General features: G+C 75.1%; 1 pseudogene. It reads left to right on the top strand.

The features are described from left to right. Nucleotides 1-72: 72 nt before the first annotated feature. Nucleotides 73-302: pseudogene (locus MW084_RS00005) on the top strand (NAD(P)/FAD-dependent oxidoreductase); the annotation flags it as partial.

Raw genomic sequence — 302 nt, 5'->3', positions numbered from 1 at the left:
ACCGCGTCGAGGTGCACTGGGCCCGCCACGCAGAGGCCTACGNNNNCCGCTGGCCGGCGACTCGTGGTGAGNATCGCGATCCTCACCACCGGCCGCGGACCCTACGACGACCACCTCGCCGCCTTCCCCGCCCTGCGAAAGCGACTGGCCGGCGCACAGGCTACCGGCCCGGTACGCGGCGCGGGCCCACTCCACCAGCGGTCCGCCGCCCGCACCGCCGGCCGCACACTGCTCGTCGGCGACGCGGCCGGCTACATCGACGCCCTGACCGGCGAGGGCATCGCCCTGGCACTCGCACATCT

Source organism: Streptomyces sudanensis (genome assembly GCF_023614315.1).
GTDB lineage: Bacteria > Actinomycetota > Actinomycetes > Streptomycetales > Streptomycetaceae > Streptomyces > Streptomyces sudanensis.
The sequence above is the reverse complement of the archived record's forward strand: the minus strand, read 5'-3'. Positions and strand labels throughout refer to the sequence as shown.